At 65.9% G+C, this 16,729-nt stretch carries 12 protein-coding genes and 2 pseudogenes; 11 read left to right on the top strand and 3 right to left on the bottom strand.

What is annotated here, in order from left to right; all coding sequences use genetic code 11:
- Window positions 1–60: 60 nt before the first annotated feature.
- On the bottom strand, window positions 61–1,287 hold the full coding sequence (locus QE394_RS11735) for a GAF domain-containing sensor histidine kinase (RefSeq protein WP_349034577.1): 1,227 nt from the start codon (window positions 1,285–1,287) through the stop codon (window positions 61–63).
- Window positions 1,288–1,563: 276 nt separating this feature from the next.
- Here QE394_RS11735 and uraD point away from each other — a divergent pair, with 276 nt between their 5' ends.
- The 4 genes and pseudogenes from uraD (at window position 1,564) to QE394_RS11715 (ending at window position 5,835) form a co-directional block, all read left to right on the top strand.
- Complete coding sequence (gene uraD / locus QE394_RS11730) at window positions 1,564–2,061, top strand: 2-oxo-4-hydroxy-4-carboxy-5-ureidoimidazoline decarboxylase (RefSeq protein WP_056081667.1); 498 nt, start codon at window positions 1,564–1,566, stop codon at window positions 2,059–2,061.
- On the top strand, window positions 2,058–2,396 hold the full coding sequence (gene uraH / locus QE394_RS11725; RefSeq protein ID WP_349034576.1) for a hydroxyisourate hydrolase: 339 nt from the start codon (window positions 2,058–2,060) through the stop codon (window positions 2,394–2,396). The genes uraD and uraH overlap by 4 nt, the downstream gene beginning before the upstream one ends.
- A 160-nt stretch (window positions 2,397–2,556) precedes the next feature.
- Window positions 2,557–3,366, top strand: a complete 810-nt coding sequence (locus QE394_RS11720) for an IclR family transcriptional regulator (protein ID WP_056080922.1) — start codon at window positions 2,557–2,559, stop codon at window positions 3,364–3,366.
- Between the two features lie 470 nt (window positions 3,367–3,836).
- Window positions 3,837–5,835: pseudogene (locus QE394_RS11715) on the top strand (BCCT family transporter).
- A gap of 140 nt (window positions 5,836–5,975) precedes the next feature.
- Here the strand turns inward: QE394_RS11715 and QE394_RS11710 are convergent.
- On the bottom strand, window positions 5,976–6,251 hold the full coding sequence (locus QE394_RS11710) for a hypothetical protein (protein ID WP_056080928.1): 276 nt from the start codon (window positions 6,249–6,251) through the stop codon (window positions 5,976–5,978).
- 312 nt (window positions 6,252–6,563) lie between these two features.
- Complete coding sequence (locus QE394_RS11705) at window positions 6,564–7,244, bottom strand: GntR family transcriptional regulator (protein WP_056080931.1); 681 nt, start codon at window positions 7,242–7,244, stop codon at window positions 6,564–6,566.
- A 121-nt stretch (window positions 7,245–7,365) separates the two neighbouring features.
- On the opposite strand from QE394_RS11705, the gene purU reads away from it, so the two are divergent.
- The 7 genes and pseudogenes from purU (at window position 7,366) to QE394_RS11670 (ending at window position 16,556) form a co-directional block, all read left to right on the top strand.
- A complete protein-coding gene (gene purU, locus QE394_RS11700) occupies window positions 7,366–8,286 on the top strand; it encodes a formyltetrahydrofolate deformylase (protein WP_056080934.1) in 921 nt (306 codons plus the stop codon).
- A 54-nt stretch (window positions 8,287–8,340) separates the two neighbouring features.
- Window positions 8,341–10,835, top strand: a pseudogene (locus QE394_RS11695) (FAD-dependent oxidoreductase).
- Window positions 10,836–10,837: 2 nt separating this feature from the next.
- Window positions 10,838–11,509: a cyclodeaminase/cyclohydrolase family protein gene (locus QE394_RS11690; RefSeq protein WP_056080940.1), complete on the top strand. Its 672-nt coding sequence runs from the start codon at window positions 10,838–10,840 to the stop codon at window positions 11,507–11,509.
- Entirely contained in the window at window positions 11,506–12,387 is an 882-nt protein-coding gene (locus QE394_RS11685; RefSeq protein WP_056080943.1) for a bifunctional 5,10-methylenetetrahydrofolate dehydrogenase/5,10-methenyltetrahydrofolate cyclohydrolase, read from the top strand. Before QE394_RS11690 ends, QE394_RS11685 begins: the two co-directional genes overlap by 4 nt.
- Before the next feature lie 195 nt (window positions 12,388–12,582).
- On the top strand, window positions 12,583–13,902 hold the full coding sequence (locus QE394_RS11680; RefSeq protein WP_056080946.1) for a molybdopterin molybdotransferase MoeA: 1,320 nt from the start codon (window positions 12,583–12,585) through the stop codon (window positions 13,900–13,902).
- On the top strand, window positions 13,890–14,783 hold the full coding sequence (gene fdhD, locus QE394_RS11675; protein ID WP_349034575.1) for a formate dehydrogenase accessory sulfurtransferase FdhD: 894 nt from the start codon (window positions 13,890–13,892) through the stop codon (window positions 14,781–14,783). Before QE394_RS11680 ends, fdhD begins: the two co-directional genes overlap by 13 nt.
- A gap of 366 nt (window positions 14,784–15,149) precedes the next feature.
- Complete coding sequence (locus QE394_RS11670; protein WP_349034574.1) at window positions 15,150–16,556, top strand: MFS transporter; 1,407 nt, start codon at window positions 15,150–15,152, stop codon at window positions 16,554–16,556.
- Window positions 16,557–16,729: the final 173 nt, after the last annotated feature.

The raw sequence follows: 16,729 nt of genomic DNA, 5'->3' as shown, positions 1-16,729 counted from the left end.
GGGTTGGGGTTGTCGAAACCCGGTTTCGGCAAGCATAACCACCGGCGCTAAGACCGCACGCTACTGCTTCGCGGGAAACAGTACTGAGACGGTTGCTCCGCCGCCCGGCGTTTCACTGATGCTCAGTTCGCCACCGTGTGACTGGGCAATCCGCTGGCAGGTGGCCAGGCCCAGCCCCGATCCCGCGCCGTCTCCGGGCCGGTGGAGCCGGACCAGCGGTTCCACCGCCCTTTCACGGTCCTCTGGTTTGATGCCCTTGCCGTTGTCCGCCACATGGATGGTGACACCGCGGGGGCAGGTGGTGGCGGTGATGGCCACCTCCAGCCCACGGGCGGGTTCACGGTAGTTGAGTGAGTTGGCCAGCAGGTTCTGGATCAGGGTACGCAGCTGCTGGCGGTCCGCGGTGAGTTCGGTGTCCTCGCACAGGAAACCGCTGCCGAGCCCCAGGTCCACCCCGAGGTCCTGGGCAGCTTCTGCCGTGACGGCCAGCAGGGACACCCGTTCCAGGTGCAGCTCCCCATCCGCGCGGGCGTAGTTGAGCACGTCTTCGAGGGTTCCCAGCATGCGCCGGCCACCGCTTCCAATCAGCCCTAAGTACTCGGCTGCCGGGTGGTCCGGCGCCATAGCGGGATCGTCCTCAGCCAGCTCAACATAGCCCAGGATCGTGGTCAGCGGAGCACGCAGGTCATGGCTCACGCGGCCGGCGAACTCGGACAGCATGGCGTTGCTGCGGCGCAGCTCCACCAGTGCATGGTCAAGCTGGAGCGTCCGGTGCTGGAGCTCGAGGAGTTCCACCACCTGCAGGGCCAGCACCTCCACCAGGTCTATCTGCTCCGGGGTGGGGAGTTCGGCCTGGTCGGAGAAGACACACAGCGAACCCAGGACCAGGCCGCTGGAGGTCCGCAACGGGACGGAGGCGTAGAAGCGGACCTCCGCGATTTCCCCCGTAACGAACGGGTTGGCGGCGAACCGGGGATCCAGGGAGGCGTCCCGCACCACCGTGGTTCCGGGGTCCAGGAACACGGAGGCGCACATGGAATCCTCGCGCGAGCAGATGCCTGCCGCGGTCCCGGACGCCGCAATCTGCAGCTGCTGGTCCGAGGTGATGATGTTGACCACGCTGTAGGGCACCCCGCACAGCGATGCCGCCACGCGTACCAGGTTGTCGAGGGCGCCCTGCGCCTGACGGTCAAGAAGTATGGGGATAGTCCCCTCGTGGGCCGGCAGTAATCCGTATTCCTGCAGGCCCAGATCGCGTCCGGCGTCCTGATCGGTCAGCGTCTGCATAGCGTCCCGTCCATATTCTGTTGACTCCCCAGTCTGTGTCACCAGGCCTTTGAAAGGCCTTTCCGTGATGATACCGGGTAGGCCGCGGTGGTGTTGTAGTCTCTTGACACCACACCCCCTGTACCCTTAAATATTACGTATGCTGAAATAACAGTTCCATGATGCGGAACCTTCGTTGGCTTGCCTTGGCGAGTTCGTCACGGAGGCGCCGGGCAATCCGGCCTCCGCATAGCCGTCACCATGGATGCCAGCATCGCTACCGAGGAACCAGCCAGCATGAAGCTTGCCGAATTCAACAGCGCGGACCCCTCCTCCGCCGCAGACACCCTTAAGCCCTGCATCGATGTCACCCGCTGGGTGGATGCCGTCACGGCAGCCCGTCCCTTCCACACCAGGGAAGCCCTCCTGGCGTTCGCGTCCGCGGCCGCCAACCCCTTCACCCCCGCCGAGGTGGAGTCCGCCATGGCCCACCACCCCAGGATCGGGGAACGGCCGACGGCGGGCACAGCCGAGGCGTCCATGTCCCGTTCCGAGCAGGCCGGGGTGGATCCCGCGGACGCAGCGGCAGCGGAGGCGCTGGCCCACGGGAACCGGGAATACGAGGAAAAGTTTGGCCGGGTGTTCCTCATCCGCGCCGCCGGCCGCACCGCGCCGGAAATCCTGCAGGCACTCAACAGCCGGCTCGCCAACACCCCCGCAGAGGAAGACACCATCGTGGCCCAGCAGCTGCGCGAAATCGCCGTACTCCGGCTCGAAGGACTGATCACCGAATGACCGCCTCCCACGTAACCACCCACATCCTCGACACCGGCGCCGGGCGCCCGGCGGCGGGTGTCGCCGTCGTCCTTTCAAGGAACGACGCCGGCACCTGGCGGGAGCTCGCCGCCTCCACTACTGACGCGGACGGCCGCGCAAAGGACCTTGGCCCCGAGCAGCTGGAACCGGGCCACTACAAGCTGAACTTCGCCACCGGTACGTATTACGCCGGCCTGCAGACCGCCACTTTCTTCCCCGAAGTGGACCTGGTTTTCGAGGTGACAGGCCCTGAGCATTACCACGTCCCGCTGCTGCTGAGCCCGTTCGCCTACTCCACATACCGGGGCAGCTAGCACCCGGCCCCCACCGCACCCTCGGCACACCGCGGCAGACCGGAATGTCGGGTTCCGGGTCGTGCCGGTCACAAATCCCGGCATAGGATCGAATGGAGTAACCGACCAGCGCTTGCGGCCCGCCGGCACGCAAGCGGCAGCGACGACGTGGGAGCGCCTGATGGCTTCGAACAACCACCCCGAACCCGACGCGGACGCCGAAAGCGGCCCGTCCGGCGGGGTGCAGTCCGTAGAGCGCGCCCTGGCGGTCCTGGAGATCCTGGCGCGTGAAGGCCAGGCCGGAGTCAGTGAAATTGCCGAAGAAATGGGCATCCACAAGTCCACAGTGTCCCGGTTGATGGGATCCCTGGTCAGCCGGGACATGGTGCAGCAGAACAACGACCGCGGAAAATACCAGCTGGGGTTCGGCATCCTCCGCCTTGCCAGCGTGATCCCCGGCCGGCTCAGCCTGGTCCACGAGGCACGGCCGGTCCTGGAGGGCCTCGCGGCCGAGTTCAAGGAGACGGTCAACCTCGCCGTACTGCGCTCCAACTACGCGGTCAACGTGGACCAGGCCATGGGGCCGTCCACGCTGGCCACCTACGACTGGGTGGGCAGCCTGACCCCGCTGCACGCCACGTCCAGCGGAAAGATCCTGCTGGCCGCGCTGGCCACCGACGAGCGCGACAGGATCCTGAAGGAGACCGGCCTCCCGGCCCGCACGTCCCGCACCGTCACCAACCGGCAGGAGCTGGACCGCCAGCTGCTGGAAGCCGGCAGCAAGGGTTACGCGGTGGTCCGCGAAGAGTTCGAGATCGGCCTGAACGCCATAGCGGTGCCGGTGCACAACCACCAGGGCAACGTGGTGGGCTCCATCAGCATTTCCGGCCCGGCCTTCCGCTTCGATCCGGAAAAGATCCCGGGCCTGGTGGAGGCACTCCGCGAGGCAGGCCTCCAGATCAGCGCCAACATGGGGTACGCCAGGCGCTAAACACGATCAGGAACGGCCCCGGCCCTATGGGTCGGGGCCTTTTTATGTCTCCTTCGGTGCTTTCCAATTGCCTCTTGCGCAACCGTCGCTGCACTGTGCAACAAATAGATTTCGCTTTCCTCACTGTCAAGCGGCCGGGTCTTGTTGCCCCGGCCGGATGAAATACCTTGACTTTGAATGTGGCCTAGCGCACTCTGTTGCCTAACGCGAATACTGTTGACCCTTGCGAAACACTCCCCAGGTGCTTTACCCGTCCGCCATCCCGGTCCGTCGGAATCTTCCAGCCGCCGCGACCCATACCAGAGGTAACTCCACGCACCCCGCCTGCCGGCGCCGGGAAGAGACTGCCGGCAAGCACTTGCCTTAAAACAGCTACGCACCATCTACGGCGACATCATGGCCTTCAAGTCCGGCGAAGTCCCCCAAGCTTCGATCCGGCGGACGCGCCGGGCCCTGCCTTGCGCATGTCCATGACCGCCGAGCAAAGGATCCAGCTCATGGCTATCAATAGTGAATTAACCACCCCTAAACCCGGGCGTCCCGAGGACGACCAGGACAGCATCCCCGCTGAGGCAGCCGCCGCCCCGGGCGGCAGCACACCGGACACCGCAGCCCCTCCCGCGGAAGACACCCTCACCGAACCCCTCCCGGACACCGAAGAGTACGACCAGATCCTGGAGGAACTGCGCCAGACCAAGACCGAACATGCGGTGTCCCAGCGCCGCAACCGCAAGCTCACCCTGGACAAGGCAACTTTCGGAATCACGGGCGCCATCGCCGTCGCCTTCGTGCTCTGGGGTTTCTTCGGCAAGGACAGCCTGGCCGCGACCTCCAAGGACGCCCTTGACTGGGTCATGGAGTACACGGGCTGGCTCTTCATGGTTCTCGCCTCCCTGTTTGTCGTCTTCGTCCTGTGGTTGGCCATGGGGAAGATTCGGCAACATCCCCCTCGGCAAGGACGGCGAAAAGCCCGAATTCCGTACCGTGTCCTGGATCGCCATGATGTTCGCGGCCGGCATGGGCATCGGCCTGATGTTCTACGGCGTCGCAGAACCGCTCTACCATTTCATCTCACCGCCACCCGGAACGGTTGACGGCCGCACACCCGCCGCCATTCAGACCGCCATGGCCACCTCGATCTTCCACTGGACCCTGCACCCCTGGGCCATGTACGCCGTGGTGGGCATTGCAATGGCCTACGGGACCTACCGCCTGGGCCGCAAGCAACTGATCTCCGCAGCCTTCACGTCACTGTTCGGCATCCGGACGGTTGAGGGACCGGTGGGCAAGTTCATCAACATCCTGGCCATCTTCGCCACGCTCTTTGGAACCGCAGCATCGCTGGGCCTCGGCGCCCTGCAGATCGGCAGCGGCCTCACCTCCAACGGCTGGGTGGGCGAAGTGGGAACCCCGGCACTGGTGGCCATCGTGGCCATTCTGACGGCATGCTTCGTGGCGTCCGCAGTCTCCGGCATCAGCCGCGGCATCCAGTGGCTGTCCAACATCAACATGGTCCTGGCCGTGGTCCTGGCCGTCATCGTCTTTGTGGCCGGTCCCAGCCTGTTCATCCTGAACCTCATCCCCTCTGCCGTCGGCGACTACGCCCGTGACCTCGCGGAAATGTCCTCCCGCACCGAGGCGGTGGGGGATGAAGCCCTGCGCACCTGGATGTCCAGCTGGACCATCTTCTACTGGGCTTGGTGGATCTCCTGGACGCCCTTCGTTGGCATGTTCATCGCCCGCATCAGCCGCGGCCGCACCATCCGCCAGTTCGTCACCGGCGTGCTGCTGGTACCCAGCGTTGTCAGCGTGATCTGGTTCGGCATCTTCGGCGGTGCCGCGTTCAACATCCAGCAGGAGGCCGACAAGGCCGGCCAGCCCGGCCTGATGACCGTCACCGACGGTGTGGCTTCCATCGACTTTGACGGGGCACTGTTCAACCTGGTGAAGAACCTGCCGATGCCGGGCTGGCTGACCGCCGCGGTGATTGTCCTGGCGATGGTCCTCGTAGCCATCTTCTTCATCACGGGCGCGGATTCAGCCTCCCTGATCATGTCCTCCCTTAGCTCCAACGGAGCCTCGGATCCCAAGCGCGGGCTCGTCATCTTCTGGGGCGCCCTCACCGGTGCCGTGGCCGCGGTGATGCTGCTGGCCGGCGGCGATGAACCTTCCGAAGCGTTGTCCGGCCTGCAAAGGATCACCATTGTGGCGGCACTGCCGTTCGTGGTGGTGATGCTGCTGCTGTGCTTCGCCCTCGCCAAGGACCTCCGGCGGGACCCGCTGTCGCTGCGTCGCCGCCTGGCGGATTCCGTCGTCGAACGCGCCATTCGCACCGGCGTCGAACAGCACGGCGGCGTCCAGTTCGACCTGGTGACACGGCACGAACACAGCGAGAAGTGCGCGGAAGGGGAATCCTGCCCCGGCTCGGATTCCAGCCCTGTTTCCAGCACCGAGTCCAGCAAGAACTAGGCAAGCCACGCAATAGAAAAGGTCCGGCTCCGGTGGATGTCCACCGGGGCCGGACCTGTGCTGGTTCGCCTACCCCTCCAGGCCGGGAGCAGGCCGGGACCAGGCCGGGAAGGTTGGGCCAAGGCAGCTTCAGTACGGGCTTAAACCCATATCTGGTAGCCGGTGCCCTTGTCGAAAAGCCGGCGGGTATCGGCGCCGGCGCCGGCAAGCCACAGAACCGAATCGTCGTCCGCGGCCTGGTCCACTACTCCCGTCGCCACATGCTCCCCGAGCAACCACACCTCCACGGTGTGGCCTGGAAGGCGGGCCCAGTCGGCCCGGACTCCTTGCACCGGCACGCTCTTGCCGCGGCCGTTCCGCTTTGCTTCGATGGTGCTGCTTCCGGCATCTGCGACGGCGTGCACGCTGGGGTTCATCTCTTCCTCCGGATAGTCTGGTCAGCCCCTTAGGGGTCAGCATTGATATTTTTTTGATATATCAATGCTGATGAAAGTATGACCCGGGTCACACGGGGCGTCAACACCGTTCCGGAATAGCGGTGGCATTCGTCGGAAATGCGCGTCCGCGCCCACAAGGCTGAGCGGCAGCGGGGCGGCGCGACGGCGAGGGCCGGGCGCTGAAGACGGCCTCGCGGACAACGTCACGACCGCGAGCGCAACGACGGCGAGGGCCGGGCGCTGAAGAGGGCCTCGCGGACAACGTGACGACGGCGAGGGCGACGATGGCGATTAGGCGCTGAAGAGCGCCTCACGGACGGCGCGCTCAAACCCGCTGACGTGCACGCGCGCCAGATCGGCTGCGCTGTCCTCATCGCCGTCGATGACCGCCCGCAGCAGGTTCAGGTGCTCGTGCACGTGGGCCGAGAGATCCGGCAGGCGGTCCACCACCATGCACCAGATCCTTGTTGCCAGGTTGTCGTAGCGGATCAGGATGTCCTCGAGGTGCGGGTTGGCAGCTGCCGCATAGATGCTGTGGTGGACGCGGGAATCCAGCTGGAGGGTTTCCACCACGGAGGCTGCGCTGACATCAAAGGCCTCAACCTCGGCGAGGATGTCCTTGAGATTCGCCCGGACAGCGGGCGAGGCAACCCGCGCGGCGCGTGAGGCGGCCAGGGGCTCCAACTGGGTGCGGATCTCGGAGATATACGAAAGATCGGTCACGTCCACCCGGGTGGCGAAGGTGCCGCGCCGGGGGTAGGTCACCACCAGCCGGTCCAGCTCCAGCCTTTTAAGGGCCTCGCGGACAGGCGTGCGGCCCACTCCCAATGATTTGGACAGCGCATCGTCGTTGAGCAGGTCGCCGGGCTTTATGTCCAGCATCAGCAGCCTGTCGCGGATGCTTTCGTAGGCGACGTCCGCGAGCGATTTCCTGGCGGCATCTTCCGCGAGCGCCAAAGTCTCAATTGCCATCGCAGTACCTCTCCCCTTGAGCCGAAAAACCTATTGACCTCACCCACCGACCAGTATACGCTGATATTCAACCTAATATATCAGTACGCAACACAGGAATATATCTATAGAAGGAGGAGACATGACCCTGGTGGAAACAGCCTCATCGACGGCCCTCGGCGGGACCACGCTTACCGAAACGGTTGAGCAGCCGACGGATCAGAAGTTTGTCCTGACCCTGTCCTGCGGCGAGCGCGCCGGTATTGTCCAGGCCGTGACAACCTTCCTGTTCGACCGCGGCTTCAACATTGACGAGCACCAGCAGTTCGATGACAGCCTCCGCGAAACGCTGCACCTGCGTACCGCGTTCTCCGGTTCGCCGGCCTACACCCGGGCCACGCTCGAAGAAGAGTTCCGTCCCATCGCAGACCGGTTCGGCATGAAGTTCAGCTTTGCCGACCAGACCCAGCAGCGCGTACTGGTGATGGTGTCCAAGTTCGGGCACTGCCTCAACGACCTCATCTTCCGCTGGCGCGGCGGCACCCTGGGCGGTGACCTGGTACTGGTGGTGTCCAACCACGAAACCCACCGCGCGATGGCCGAGGCCGCCGGCCTGCCGTTCATCCACATTCCCGTCACCGCGGATACGAAGGCGGACGCCGAGCAGCGCCTGCTGGACCTGGTGGAGGAATACGACGTGGACCTGGTGGTCCTGGCCCGCTACATGCAGGTCCTGTCCAACGATCTGTGCCGTGCCCTGGAAGGCCGCGCCATCAATATCCACCACTCCTTCCTTCCCGGTTTCAAGGGGGCACGCCCCTACCACCAGGCCTACGACCGCGGCGTGAAGCTCGTGGGGGCCACGGCCCACTACGTCACCGCCGACCTGGATGAGGGCCCGATCATCGAGCAGGAAGTCATCCGGGTTGACCACAGCTACGGGCCCACCTCCCTCTCCACCGTGGGCCAGGACGCCGAAGCCCTCGCCCTGTCCCGGGCCGTGCGGTGGCACTGCCAGCACCGCGTCCTGCTGGACCAGACCAGCACCGTGGTGTTCCGCTAGCCGGCGCCGCACCCAGCACACAGCACATCAATGACTTTTCAGCAGGAGAACCACATGGAATCGACGCCACGCATTGTCATCATCGGAGCTGGCATTGTCGGCACGAACCTGGCGGATGAACTGGTCACCAAGGGTTGGAACAACATCACCGTCCTGGACCAGGGCCCGCTCAACATGCCGGGCGGCTCGACGTCCCACGCCCCCGGCCTGGTCTTCCAGACCAACCCGTCCAAGTCCATGGCGCTGTTCGCCAAGTACACGGTGGAAAAGCTCCTCTCCCTGACCGAGGACGGCGTCAGCTGCTTCAACCAAGTGGGCGGACTCGAAGTTGCCACCAACGAAACCCGTCTGGCCGACCTCAAGCGCAAGCTCGGGTACGCCCAGGCATGGGGCATCGAGGGTTCCATCCTCTCCCCGGCGGAATGCAAGGAGCTCTACCCCCTGATCAACGCGGACGACATTTTGGGCGGCCTCCACGTTCCCAGCGACGGACTCGCCAGCGCCGCCCGCGCCGTGCAGCTGCTGATCAAGCGCACCGAAGCCGCCGGCGTGAAGTACCAGGGCAACACCACCGTCACGGGGATTGAACAGTCGGGCCGCCGCGTCACCGGCGTGCAGACGCCCGACGGCGTGATCCCGGCTGACATCGTTGTCTCCTGCGGCGGATTCTGGGGTGCCAAAATTGGCGAGCTGATCGGCATGTCCGTGCCGCTGCTGCCGCTGGCCCACCAGTACGTCAAGACCACTCCGGTCCCGGCCCAGAAGGGCAAGAACGAGCTGCCCAACGGCGCCCGGCTCCCCATCCTCCGCCACCAGGACCAGGACCTCTACTATCGCGAGCACGGTGACCGGTACGGCATCGGCTCCTACGCCCACAAGCCCATGCCCGTGGACCTGGACGAACTCGGCAGCTTCAAGCCGGACGAGATCAGCGAGCACAACATGCCCTCCCGGCTCGACTTCACCCTGGAGGACTTCCTCCCGGCTTGGGAAGCCACCAAGCAGCTGCTGCCCCCGCCCTGCGCGAAAGCGAGATCGAGGACGGCTTCAACGGCATCTTCTCCTTTACCCCTGACGGCGGCTCCCTGGTGGGCGAGTCCAAGGAACTGGACGGCTTCTTCGTTGCCGAAGCCGTGTGGGTTACCCATTCCGCTGGCATCGCCCGCGCCGTGGCCGAGTTGCTGACCACCGGGAAGTCCTCCATTGACCTGGGCGACTGCGACATCCACCGCTTCGAGGAAGTCCAGCTGACCCCCGAGTACGTCAGCGAGACCTCGCAGCAGAACTTCGTGGAAATCTACGACGTCCTGCACCCGCTCCAGCCCAAGCTGTCCCCGCGCAACCTGCGCGTCAGCCCCTTCCACGCCCGGCACAAGCAGTTGGGCGGCTTTTTCCTGGAAGGCGGCGGCTGGGAACGCCCTTACTGGTTTGAGGCCAACGCCGAACTCCTCAAGGAGATGCCGGCAGACTGGCAGCCGCCGGCACGCGATGCCTGGTCCGGCATGTTCAGCTCGCCCATTGCGGCTGCCGAAGCATGGAAGACCCGTACCGCCGTCGCAATGTACGACATGACTCCGCTGAAGCGCCTTGAGGTCTCCGGCCCGGGCGCCCTGAAGCTGCTGCAGGAACTGACCACCGCGGAAATGAACAAGAAGCCCGGAGCCGTCACCTACACGCTCCTGCTGGACGAGCAGGGCGGCGTCCGAAGCGACATTACCGTGGCCCGCCTGAGCGAGGACGCCTTCCAGCTCGGCGCCAACGGCAACATCGACACCGCCTATTTCGACCGGGCAGCACGGCACCAGACCGCAAGCGGCACCGCCGAAGACTGGGTCCAGGTGCGCGACACCACCGGCGGCACCTGCTGCATCGGACTCTGGGGCCCGCTCGCCCGTGAGGTGGTCGGCGCGGTCAGCAACGACGACTTCACCAACGACGGCCTGAAGTACTTCCGGTCCAAGCAGGTTGTCATCGGCGGTGTCCCGGTCACCGCCATGCGGCTGTCCTACGTCGGTGAGCTCGGCTGGGAGCTGTACACCAGCGCAGACAACGGCCAGCGCCTCTGGGATGCGCTGTGGAAAGCCGGCCAGCCCTTCGGCATCATCGCCGCAGGCCGCGCCGCCTTCAGCTCACTCCGCCTGGAGAAGGGCTACCGATCCTGGGGCACGGACATGACCACCGAGCACGATCCGTTCGAGGCGGGCCTGGGCTTCGCCGTCAAGATGGCCAAGGAGAACTTCGTCGGCAAGGCCGCCCTGGATGGACGCACGGAGGAAACGTCGGCGCGTCGCCTGCGCTGCCTGACGGTCGACGACGGCCGCAGCATCGTGCTGGGCAAGGAACCGGTGTTCTACAAGGACCAGGCGGTGGGTTACGTCACCAGCGCAGCTTACGGGTACACGGTGGCCAAGCCCATTGCGTACGCCTACCTTCCCGCCGAAGTATCGGTGGGCGACTCGGTGGAAATCGAGTACTTCGGCCGCCGCATCGTTGCCACCGTGACGCAGGATCCGCTGTACGATCCCACGATGTCCCGGCTGCGCGGCTGACCATGGCCGAACAGCAAGCGAACAGCGCAGGTTCCCCCGGCTCAGCTTCAATCGGCGCAGAGACCATCAGCGGCTACCTCGCCCGGCTCGCCTCCCGGCAGCCGACCCCCGGGGGCGGTGCCGCTGCGGCCCTCCATGCTGCGCAAGGCGCTGCCCTGGTGGCCATGGTGGCCCGGTACACCACCGGTCCCAAGTACGCCGAAAACGCGGCGCTGGTAGAGCGGATCGCCGGCATCGCCGACGAACTGGCCACCGAAGCACTGCGGCTGGCGGATTCGGATGAGCAGGTCTTCCAGGCGGTCATCGACTCCTACAAGCTGCCTGCCGACACGGAGGAACTGAAGGCCGCTAAGAGCGGCGCCGTCCAGGCGGCCCTCGTCCAGGCGGCGCAGACCCCGGCGCAGCTCATCAAACTCGCCGGTTCGGTGGTGGAACTCGCCACCGAACTGGGCGAGGTGGCAAACCCGAACGTCATCAGCGACGTCGCAGCAGCGGCGGATGCCGCCCGGGCTGCCGCAACCACCGCCCGGGTGAACATCGACATCAACCTTGTTGCCATCAAGGACCCGGGTGTCAGGTCACTGCTGGCAGACCAGACGGACGGCCTCGCAGACAAGGTTGTTGCGGCAGCGGACAGCCTCGCGGCCCGGGTGCGGGAAAGGATCCTTCAATGAGCCCCTCTACCACCACAACACTGTCCGGAAAGGCGCTGGCCGGAGTCATCCGGCAGCGCACCCAGGATGAGGCCCGGGAACTTGAGCGGGACGGTGCGCATCCGTCCCTCGCCGTGGTCATCGCCACGGACGACGGGTCAACGCACTGGTACGTCCGCTCCATCGAACGGGCGGCCGAAGCTGCGGGCATCGGCTGCCGCATCATCGACCTCGGGCACGATGCCACCGAGCAGGTGCTGGCCAACGTCCTGCGGGACCTCAGCGCAGAGCCTTCGGTCCACGGCATCATCCTGCAGACGCCGCTGCCGGCAGGAGTCCGGACCGATGCCCTGGTGGGCCTGATCGCGCCGGAAAAGGACATTGACGGCGCCAACCCGCTCAGCCTCGGCCGCCTCGCCGTGGGGCAGCCGGCCTTCGCCCCCGCCACCGCCCGCGCCGTGGTCGAAATACTCGACCACTACGACGTCCCCGTTGCGGGCCGCAGCGTGGCAGTGGTGGGCCGGTCCGCCGTCGTGGGCAAACCCCTGGCCCTGCTGCTGCTGGAACGCGACGCGGCCATCACCGTGTGCCACTCCCGCTCCGGCCCGCTGGAGCGGCACACCCGGCAGGCGGACATTGTGGTGGTGGCCGCCGGAAGGACGGGACTGGTGAACGGCAGCCATATCTCGCCGGACACTGTTGTGGTGGACGTTGGCACCAACGTCCTCCCTGACGGCTCCCTGGTGGGCGATGTGGACGGGGCAAGCGTGAACGGCATCGCCGCCGCACTGACCCCGGTTCCCGGCGGCGTCGGCTCGGTAACCACCGCGCTGTTGCTGCTGCACACCGTAGAGGCTGCGCGTCAGCAGTCGCCGGTCCAGCTTTTGGAAAACGCCTAACGTTCAAAAAAGTGTGGACACGACATTCACCACTGACCTAAAATTACTGATATATCTTTATCCGCAACAATGAGATATCAGTCGCCCGTTGCTCGTAGACGGTGCTTCGATGGCCTGAAACCTGGGGAGGTATTCCTCGTCGAAGCACCGCTTACGGGCAACGGGCTTTTCGCTTCAACTCCGCAAGGGGCATCCATGATGACGTTTACGCCCATCGCAGATCCCACATCCCCAATGGCGGGGACCGGTCTGCACTCGATCGATTGGCCGAAAGCCAGGCGCCTGGCCTACGACTGCGCAGGCCCCCTCCCCTCCGCTCAGGTTCCGCTCCATGAAGCGGCCGGCCGAACCCTCTCCCGCGCGGTGACCGCGTTGCAGGACCTGCCCCACTACGCCTCCTCGGCAATGGACGGCTGGGCGCTGAGCGGGGATGGTCCCTGGCTGCTGTCCGGCGGGCAGCAGCCCCTGGCGCCGGGCACGGCCGCCGTCATCGCCACCGGTGGCCTGGTTCCGGACGGCGCAACTGCGGTGCTCCGCAAGGAAAGCGGCCTGGTGGCCGGGGACGGAACGGGGCGCCCCGTCCTTACCGTCAGCGCCGGCGCGAAGCCGGGTGAACCCCGGCCGGGCCAGCACGTGCGTCCCCCGGGAACCGAGGCATTGGCGGGCGAAACACTGATTCCCGCGGGCACCGTTCTCAACCCTGCCCACCTCGCCCTTGCCGCCGTGGCCGGCCATGACCAGGTGGAGGTGCAGTCACAACCCGTGGTTTCCGTCATCCTGACCGGCTCCGAGGTAGTGACGTCAGGCGTTCCTGCTCCCGGGAACGTCCGGGATACTTTCGGGCCCCAGCTGGGCACCGTCATTTCCCAGCTGGGCGGCGTACCGGGCGGCTTCACCCGCGTTGGCGACTCCTTCGATGCTTGGCTGGCGGCGCTGGAAGGCTCCGGTGCGGAATCGGCGTCGCGGGCCAACGTCGTCATCACCACCGGAGGGACCGGCAAGTCCGGCACTGACCACTTCCGGGACGCGGTGGCCGCGCTGGGCGGACGCCTGCTCCTGGACGGCGTCGCCATGCGCCCCGGACACCCCGCCGTCCTGGCCGAACTGCCCGACGGGCGCTTCGCCGTCGGACTTCCCGGAAATCCCCTCGCTGCCATGATGGCACTGGCCACCATCGGGGCCCCGTTGCTGGCCGCGCTGGGAAACCAGCCCCTGCCGCAGCTCCAGCACGCCGCCTCCGGCAACGACTTTGGCCCCGACGGCGGCTGCAGCGACGGAAAGGGGCGGACGCGGCTCATCCCGTGCAGGTTCCTGTCCGGCCTGGCATTTCCCGTGGACCACACCGGACCCGGAATGATGCGCGGCCTGGCGTGGGCTGAGGGCATCATGGTTGTCCCTCCCGGCGGCGTCGACTCGGGCCAACCCGTGCCGGTACTGCCGCTTCCCTGGACCCCGGCGCCCGCAGCCAGCCAGGTGGCCACCAGCACCGGAAGGAACACGCCTTGGCCCGCATGACGCAGCGCCGCAAGATCCACCGCTTCCATCTGGACGGCTCGGGCACCGAATATCCGGTCCGGTTCAAGGAGGACGTGATCGCCGCCGAAGAGCCGCTGGAGATCCGGCTGGGCGGCCGATCGTTCGCCGTCACCATGAGGACGCCGGGCGACGATTTCGACCTCGTGGCCGGGTTCCTCGTCTCCGAAGGTGTTATCCGGGACGGGTCCGAGCTGGTTTCGCTGCGCTTCTGCGCCGGCGGCCCCGAGGACGTCCAGACCTTCAACGTAGTGGACGCCCAGCTGCGTCCGGACGTGCCCCTGCCCGAAACGATGCGGCACGTCTACACTTCCAGCTCGTGCGGCATCTGCGGCACGGAGTCCATCGAGGCGGTGCGGAAGACCCTGCACTGCAATCCCTCCGCGAACCCGCTGAGGGTACCCGTCGACGCACTGGCCGCCCTGCCGGAGAAGCTGCGGGAAGCCCAGGCCGTGTTCGACAAGACGGGCGGCGTCCACGCTGCCGGCCTCTTCCGGCTGGGTGATGGCGAGCCTGAGCTGCTGTGCCTGCGCGAGGACGTCGGCCGGCACAATGCCGTGGACAAGGTGGTGGGCTGGGCCCTCCGGCAAGGCCTGCTGCCCCTGCGCGGCACGGTGCTCCAGGTGTCCGGCCGGGCGTCGTTTGAACTCGTCCAGAAGGCGGCCTTGGCGGGCATCCCCATCCTGTCCGCAGTGAGCGCCCCGTCAAGCCTGGCCATCGACCTGGCGGTCGAAACCGGCCTGACGCTGGCGGGGTTCAGCAGGGGGCACAGCCTGAACGTCTACGCGGGCCGGGACCGGCTGGAGCCACCCCGTGCCGTAACAGATGACCTTCTCCAGGCAGTCGCCGGCCAGGAAAGCTAGCGCCCCGCGACGCCATTCGGGCCGGTCACTCCCCCGCAGCCGGGGGTGCGATTCCTACTGCCCATATTGAGCCGGGTGCCGGTGCCGGACCCCGCAAGCGCCAGCCGACATCTTCTTGACAACGGGTGTGACGTCACGCACTGTTTTGTTGCATAAAACGAAGCTCGTTGATCATCCCGGAACGAAGGCTTTTTCTCGAATGCGCGTACCTCCTGTTCCACGGCACCGGGCCGCGGCAACCGGGACGCGACTAATCACAGCGAAAAACCAACCTGCGGTGGCCGCTCGTGGAGGAACCCTGTTCCCCCGAAGCTCCCGCTGCGGCGAGCACCACGCTGCCGCAACAGAAACCCAAAGGAACTGTTGATGACAATCCAAGGTGGCAGCACCATCGATCAGACCAGAACAGAAGAGACCAGCTCCACGTTCAAACGCCGCTTCATGGTGCGGCTTGTCGCTGTCTTCATCGGCGGGATGTTCCTCGACGGTTACATCCTCGGAATCATCGGCCCCGTGGCCGGACTCATGCGGACAGATCTTCAGCTCGACGCACTGTCCCTGGGCATGATCGCTGCGGGCCCGCTGGTTGGTATCTTCGTCGGCTCCCCGCTGGCCGGCTGGGCTGCTGACAAGTTCGGACGCAAGCCCATGTTCCTCGTGGACATGGGCCTGTTCCTGGCCGCCTCAGCGGCCCAGTTTTTCGTAACCTCCGGAGACGGAGCCGTGATCCAGCTGGCCATCATCCGGTTCCTCATGGGCGTCGCGATCGGTGGCGAATACTCAATCGGCGGCCCATTGCTGTCAGAGTTCTCCCCTCCAAAGCTCCGCGGGCGGCTGCTCGGGCTGACCCTGGTGGCCTGGTACGTCGGCTTCATGATGGCATTCATCATCGGCACGCTCCTGCACGACGCCGGCACACCATGGCGCCTGGTCCTGGGCACGAGCACGATCATCGCATTCGTCCTGTTCCTCGCCCGCATCGGCCTCCCCGAATCGCCGAGCTGGCTCATTACGAAGGGACGGCGCGAGGAGGCACTGGCCGTTGCGCACCGATACGTCGAATCGCCCCAGATGCACGAGAGCATCACCGAAGAGATCGATCTCAGGATGATCCAGGAGGCCCAGGCCGCGCAGAGCAGGAGCAAAATCAAGACCGCCTCCATGGCAATGCTGTTCTCGAGGCAGTACTGGCGCACCACCCTCTTCACCTCAGGTTTTTGGTTCTGCGCTGTCACCCCGTACTTCGCGATCGCGACCTTTGCCGACGACGTGCTCACCCAATTCGGCTTCGGCGGCGGCTGGGCCGGTGGAGTAGGACTGTCCGCCCTTGCGACAGCGGGTGTTGTCACCTCGGTGCTATTGATTGACAGACTAGGCCGCCGAATCCTCACCGTGCCCGGGCAGTGGATCTGCGCAGGCATCCTGCTGGTCATCGGAGTCTGGGCGGACGCGCCGGCGATCCTCGTGCTTGTCCTGTTTCTTGCCTTCTCCTTCTTCAATGCCGGCTACACCACGATGACCCAGGTCTATCCGTCCGAAGTTTTCCCGGGCCACCTGCGCGGCATCGGCACGGGCTTCGCTGCTGCCTTCAGCCGCATCGGGGCCGCGCTGGGCACCTTCGCCCTCCCGTGGGCGATCAGCAACATCGGCATGGGTCCAAGCATGGTGGTGGCCGCCGCCGTCGCACTACTCGGCGCAGCCCTCTCGCAATGGCTCGCGCCGGAGACGAAGGGGCGCACCCTCGCCGAGATCTCGGCAGACTTCTCCCACTGACCCCGGGACTGCACCCCGAAAACGGCCCCGTGGGACAACCGGGCCGCAATGGAAGGAGGCCTTCGCCGCGTTTGCGGGGGGCCTTCTTCCTTGCCCCGACATACTCCCGCCGGCCCCGCAACAAAGCAGGCAGCCCCTTGACATCTGATGTGAGCTGCGCCACCGTGTTGCAT

Source organism: Pseudarthrobacter sp. SORGH_AS 212 (genome assembly GCF_030818145.1).
Classification (GTDB): domain Bacteria; phylum Actinomycetota; class Actinomycetes; order Actinomycetales; family Micrococcaceae; genus Arthrobacter.
The sequence above is the reverse complement of the archived record's forward strand: the minus strand, read 5'-3'. Positions and strand labels throughout refer to the sequence as shown.